This window comes from Elioraea sp. Yellowstone, assembly GCF_006704265.1.
In the GTDB taxonomy this organism is placed as follows: Bacteria; Pseudomonadota; Alphaproteobacteria; order Acetobacterales; family Acetobacteraceae; genus Elioraea.
Window position 1 is genome coordinate 1 of record NZ_VIKA01000191.1, and the last position, 5,508, is coordinate 5,508.

Here is a 5,508-nt window from a genome sequence, read left to right on the forward strand (position 1 = left end):
GCGATCCCGGCAAGCGCGCGCCGATGGGCGCCGCCGCGGCGGCGGCCGACCGCGTGATCGTCACCGACGACAACCCGCGCGGCGAGGACCCGGCGGCGATCCGCACCGCGGTGCTGGCGGGCTGCCCCGGCGCCGAGGAGATCGGCGACCGGCGCGCCGCGATCGCCGCGGCGATCGCCGGGCTCGGCGCCGGCGACCTCGCCGTGATCGCCGGCAAGGGCCACGAGCAGGGCCAGATCGTGGGCGACCGCGTCATCCCGTTCGACGATGCGGCCGTCGCGCGCGCGGAAGCCGCGCGGCTGGGGGGCGGATGAGCGCGCTCTGGACCTCGGCGGAGATCGCCGCGGCCACCGGCGGCGCGGCACTCGCGCCCTTCGCCGCGACCGGTGTGGCGATCGACACGCGCACCCTGGCTCCGGGCGACCTGTTCGTCGCGCTGCGGGGCGAGCGGCGCGACGGCCACGACTTCGTCGCCGAGGCGCTGCGCAAGGGGGCCGCCGGCGCGCTCGTCTCCGCGCTGCCGCGCGAACGGCCCGCCACCCCGACGCTCGTGCGCGTCGAGGATACGGCAGCCGCGCTCGCGGCGCTGGGGCGGGCGGGGCGCGCGCGCAGCGCCGCCAGGGTGATCGCGGTCACCGGCAGCGTCGGCAAGACCAGCACCAAGGAGGCGCTGCGCCACGTGCTCGCTGCCCAGGGCCCGACGCATGCCGCGGCGGCGAGCCACAACAACTGGATCGGCGTGCCGCTCACCTTCGCGCGCCTGCCGCCCGACGCCGCCTGGTGCGTCGCCGAGATCGGCATGAACCATCCGGGCGAGATCGCGCCGCTCGCGCGCCTCGCCTCTCCCCATGTCGCCCTGATCACCACGGTGGAGGCGGTGCACATCGAGTTCTTCGACTCGGAGGAGGCGATCGCCGACGAGAAGGCGACGATCATGGACGGGCTGACGCCGGACGGTGCCGCGGTGCTGAACCGCGACAACCGCCACTTCGCGCGCCTGAAGGCCGCCGCGGAGGCGCGCGATGTCGCGCGCATCGTCACCTTCGGCACCGATCCGCTCGCCGATGTGCGGCTGACCGCCTGGCGCGCGGAAGGTTTCGGCGGCCATGCGCGCGCCGCCCTCCTGGGCCAGGAGATCGAGTTCCGCCTCGCCGCGCCGGGGCGCCACGCTGCCCTGAACGCGGTGGGCGTGCTTGCCGCCGTGTTCGCCGCCGGCGCCGATCCCCTTGCCGCCGCCCGTGCGCTCGCCGATCTGCCGCCGGCGCCGGGGCGCGGTCTGCGCCGCCCCATCCGGATCGGTGACGGCGAGGCGATCCTGCTCGACGACTCCTACAACGCCTCGCCGCCGTCGATGCGTGCCGCGATCGCGGTGCTGGGCGAGGCGCTCGCCGCCCGGCGCGTCGCCGTGCTGGGCGACATGCTCGAGCTCGGCGCGCGCGGCCCTGCCGAGCACCGCGCGCTTGCCGCCGTGCTGAACGCGGCGCGCGTCGATCTCGTGTTCTGCTGCGGCCCACTGATGCGCGAGCTCTACGAGGCCCTGCCGATGAGCCTGCGCGGCGCCTATGCCGCCGACAGCGAGGCCCTGCTCGCCTTCCTCAAGCCGGCGCTCAGGCCCGGCGACGTGGTGCTGGTGAAGGGCTCGCTCGGCAGCCGCATGGGCCGGATCGTCGCCGCGCTCACCGAGACGGAGGGGTGAGCCGCCATGCTCTTCCTCGCCCTCGTCCCGCTCGCCGACGAGTTCATCCTGTTCAACCTGTTCCGCTACCTGACCTTCCGGTCGGGTGGCGCGTGCATGACGGCGCTGTTCCTGTCCTTCGCGCTCGGCGGGCCGATGATCCGGCGGCTGAGGCGGCTGCAGGCGAACGGCCAGCCGATGCGCGAGCAGTACATGACCGAGACGCATCTCCTCGGCAAGCGCGGCACGCCCACCATGGGCGGCGTGCTGATCCTGATCGCGCTGGTGGTCGCGACGCTGCTCTGGGCGGACCTGCGCAACGGCTATGTCTGGGCCGTGCTGGTGGTGACGGTCGGCTACGGCCTCCTGGGCTTCGCCGACGACTTCCTGAAGGTGACGAAGCGCAACACGCGCGGCGTGCCGGCCTGGGCCAAGCTCGCGGTGCAGGGCGGACTCGGGGTTGCCGCGGCGGCCTGGATGATGGTGCTCGCCCGCCCGCCGCTCGAAGCGGCGCTCGCCGTGCCGTTCCTCAAGGACCTGCTGATCCAGCTCGGCTGGCTCTTCGTGCCCTTCGGCGCGCTGGTGATGATCGGCGCCTCGAACGCGGTGAACCTCACCGACGGGCTCGACGGGCTCGCGATCGTGCCGGTGATGATCGCGGCGGCGGTGTTCGCGCTGATCGCCTATCTCACCGGCAACGCGGTGTTCGCGAACTACCTCCAGCTCCATTTCGTCGCCGGCGCGGGCGAGCTCGCGGTGCTCTGTGCCGCCCTGATCGGCGCCGGCATGGGGTTCCTCTGGTTCAACGCGCCGCCGGCGATGGTGTTCATGGGCGACACCGGCAGCCTCGCCCTGGGCGGCGCGCTCGGCTCGATCGCGGTCGCCACCAAGCACGAGCTCGTGCTGTTGATCGTCGGCGGGCTGTTCGTGCTCGAGACGGTCTCGGTGATCGTGCAGGTCGTCAGTTTCAAGCTGACGGGGCGGCGCGTGTTCCGCATGGCGCCGCTGCACCATCATTTCGAGAAGAAGGGGTGGGCGGAGTCGACCATCGTCATCCGCTTCTGGATCATCGCGATGATCCTCGCGCTGGTCGGCCTCTCCACCCTGAAGCTGAGGTGAGGTGATGGCGGAGCACGCGCCCTTCCTCGGCGAGACGGTGGCCGTGATGGGCCTCGGCCGGGCCGGCCTGCCCGGCGCGCGGGCACTGATGCGGCTCGGCGCGCGCGTGCTCGCCTGGGACGACTCGGCAGCGGCGCGGCAGCAGGCGGCGTCCGCCGGCGTGCCGCTGGCCGATCTGGCGGCGGCCGATTTCGCCGCGATCGACGCACTGCTGCTCTCGCCCGGCATCCCGCACCGCCTGCCCGCCCCCCACCCCGTCGCCGCCCGCGCGCTGGCCGCCGGCCGGCCGATCGTCTGCGACGCCGACCTGCTGTACCGCGCGGTGCGGGCGGCGGGTTCGGCGGCGCGCTTCGCCGGCGTGACCGGCACCAACGGCAAGAGCACCACGACGGCGCTGCTCGGCCACATCCTCGCCATGGCCGGCCGGCCCCACGCGGTCGGCGGCAACCTGGGCACGCCCGCGCTCGCCCTCGACATCCTGGGGTCGGACGGCATCTACGCCCTCGAAATGTCGTCCTACATGTTGGAGCGAATCGCCCGCATCCGCTTCGATGCGGCGGCGATGCTGAACCTCTCGCCCGACCACCTCGACCGCCACGGCGACATGGCGGGCTACGAGGCCGCCAAGCGGCGGATCTTCGATCGCCAGGACGACGGCTGCACGGCCGTGGTCGGGATCGACGACGCGCGCGGGCGGGCGATCGCCGAGGAGCTCGCCGCCGGTCCGGGACTTCTGATCCGCATCTCCGGTGCTGCCGCCGTGCCCGGCGGGGTCTATGTCGAGAACGCGCGCCTGATCGACGCGCGCGGCGCCTACCCCCAGCGGATCGCGAGCCTGGTGCGCCACCCCACCCTGCCGGGCGCGCACAACGCGCAGAACGCCGCCGCGGCCGCCGCGCTCGCGCTGGCGCTCGGCATCCCGGCGGAGGATGTCGGCGCCGGCATCGCCTCGTTCCCCGGCCTGCCGCACCGCCAGCAGCGCGTGGCCGAGCTCGACGGCGTGCTGTTCGTCAACGACAGCAAGGGCACGAACGCGGATGCCGCGGCGCGCGCCCTCGCCTGCTACCCGCGCGTGTTCTGGATCGCCGGCGGGCGCGCCAAGGAAGGCGGCATCGGCTCCCTCGCCCCGCTGTTCCCGCGCATCGCCCGCGCCTTCCTGATCGGCGAGTCGGCGACCGCCTTCGCCGCCACCCTCGCCGCGCACGGGGTGGCGCACGAGGTCGCGGAGACGATCGAGGCCGCCGTCCCGGCGGCCTTCGCCGCGGCGCGCGCGGAGGCGCCGGCGGTGGTGCTGCTCTCGCCCGCGGCGGCGAGCTTCGACCAGTTCGCCAATTTCGAGGCGCGCGGCGAGGCATTCCGCGCCGCGGTGGCGCGGCTCGCGCGGGAGCGCAGGCCGTGACCGCCCTCGCCCGGGACGACGGCGCGCGCTTCGGCCGGTGGTGGGCCACCGTCGACCGCTGGATGCTGGCGGCGCTGTTCGCGCTCGCCGGCATCGGCATGCTGATGACGCTGGCCGCGAGCCCGGCGGTAGCGGAACGGATCGGCCTCGACATGTATGCCTTCGTCCGCCGCCAGCTCGCCTTCCTGCCGCTCGCGCTCGCCCTGATGCTCGCGGTGAGCCTGCTCTCGCCGCGCGGCGTGCGCCGGCTCGCCTTCGCCGGGTTCCTGGTGGCGTTCGCGCTGACCGCGGCGACGCTAGTGGTCGGGGCCGAGATCAAGGGGGCGCGGCGCTGGATCGCGCTGCCGGGGCTGTCGCTGCAGCCCTCCGAGTTCCTCAAGCCCTGCTTCGCGGTGGTCGCGGGCTGGCTGTTCGCCGAAGGGATGCGCGGCGCGCGCTTCCCCGGCGCGGCGATCGCCTGCCTCCTGCTCGGCCTCGTCCTGCTCGCCCTCAAGATGCAGCCCGATATCGGCATGGCCGCGGTGGTTCTGGCGGTGTTCCTCGCGCAGTGGTTCGTCGCCGGGCTGCGCACGGTCTGGGTGGGCCTGCTCGGCGGCGTGGTCGCGGGCGTCGCCGTGCTCGCCTACATGCTGTTCCCGCACGTGCAGAGCCGGGTGCTGCGCTTCCTCGATCCGGACGCAGGCGACAACTACCAGGTCGAGCGCGCGCTCGAGGCCTTCGCGAATGGCGGGCTGGTCGGCCGCGGACCGGGCGAGGGGCGCGTCAAGTCGGTGCTGCCGGACGCGCATGCCGACTTCGTCTTCGCGGTCGCCGGCGAGGAGTTCGGCCTGTTCGCCTGCCTGCTGATCGTCGCCCTGTTCGCCGTGCTGGTGCTGCGCGGGCTCTGGCGCCTGATGGGGGAGACCGATCCCTTCGTGGTGGTCGCCGGCACGGGCCTGGTCGTGCAGTTCGGACTGCAGGCCTTCATCAACATGGCCTCGACGGTGCACCTGATCCCGACCAAGGGCATGACGCTGCCGTTCATCTCCTACGGCGGCTCGTCGGTGTTCGCGGTCGCGCTGGGGATGGGGATGCTGCTCGCGCTGACGCGACGGCGCACCCGGGACGAGGTCGCATGAGGGGGGCGATGCTGCGGCCGATCGCGCTCGCCGCCGGGGGCACGGGCGGCCATCTGTTCCCGGCCGAGGCGCTGGCGGGCGAGCTCGCGCGCCGCGGCGAACGGCCCGTGCTGTTCACCGATGCGCGCACCGCCGCGCGGCTGGGGCCCGGCTTCGCGGGTGTCGAGACCCACGTGATCCGCGCCGCAGGTGTCGCC

General features: G+C 74.1%; 6 protein-coding genes. All 6 read left to right on the forward strand.

Features of this window, described 5'->3' with window-relative positions; all coding sequences use genetic code 11:
- On the forward strand, positions 1 to 314 hold a 314-nt coding region (locus FK498_RS17100; RefSeq protein WP_408869909.1), incomplete at its 5' end, for a glutamate ligase domain-containing protein.
- The gene (locus FK498_RS17105) at positions 311 to 1,696 is read left to right on the forward strand and encodes a UDP-N-acetylmuramoylalanyl-D-glutamyl-2,6-diaminopimelate--D-alanyl-D-alanine ligase (protein ID WP_141856692.1); all 1,386 of its coding nucleotides are present in this window, start codon (positions 311 to 313) and stop codon (positions 1,694 to 1,696) included. The genes FK498_RS17100 and FK498_RS17105, both read left to right, overlap by 4 nt.
- Before the next feature lie 6 nt (positions 1,697 to 1,702).
- Entirely contained in the window at positions 1,703 to 2,794 is a 1,092-nt protein-coding gene (gene mraY, locus FK498_RS17110; protein ID WP_141856694.1) for a phospho-N-acetylmuramoyl-pentapeptide-transferase, read from the forward strand.
- A gap of 4 nt (positions 2,795 to 2,798) precedes the next feature.
- Positions 2,799 to 4,193 (forward strand): UDP-N-acetylmuramoyl-L-alanine--D-glutamate ligase, encoded by a 1,395-nt coding sequence (murD, locus tag FK498_RS17115; protein WP_141856696.1) that lies wholly within the window; start codon positions 2,799 to 2,801, stop codon positions 4,191 to 4,193.
- On the forward strand, positions 4,190 to 5,311 hold the full coding sequence (locus FK498_RS17120; protein WP_141856698.1) for an FtsW/RodA/SpoVE family cell cycle protein: 1,122 nt from the start codon (positions 4,190 to 4,192) through the stop codon (positions 5,309 to 5,311). The genes murD and FK498_RS17120 overlap by 4 nt, the downstream gene beginning before the upstream one ends.
- Positions 5,312 to 5,319: 8 nt before the next feature.
- The coding region (locus FK498_RS17125; RefSeq protein WP_202614899.1) for a glycosyltransferase at positions 5,320 to 5,508 on the forward strand (189 nt) is incomplete at its 3' end.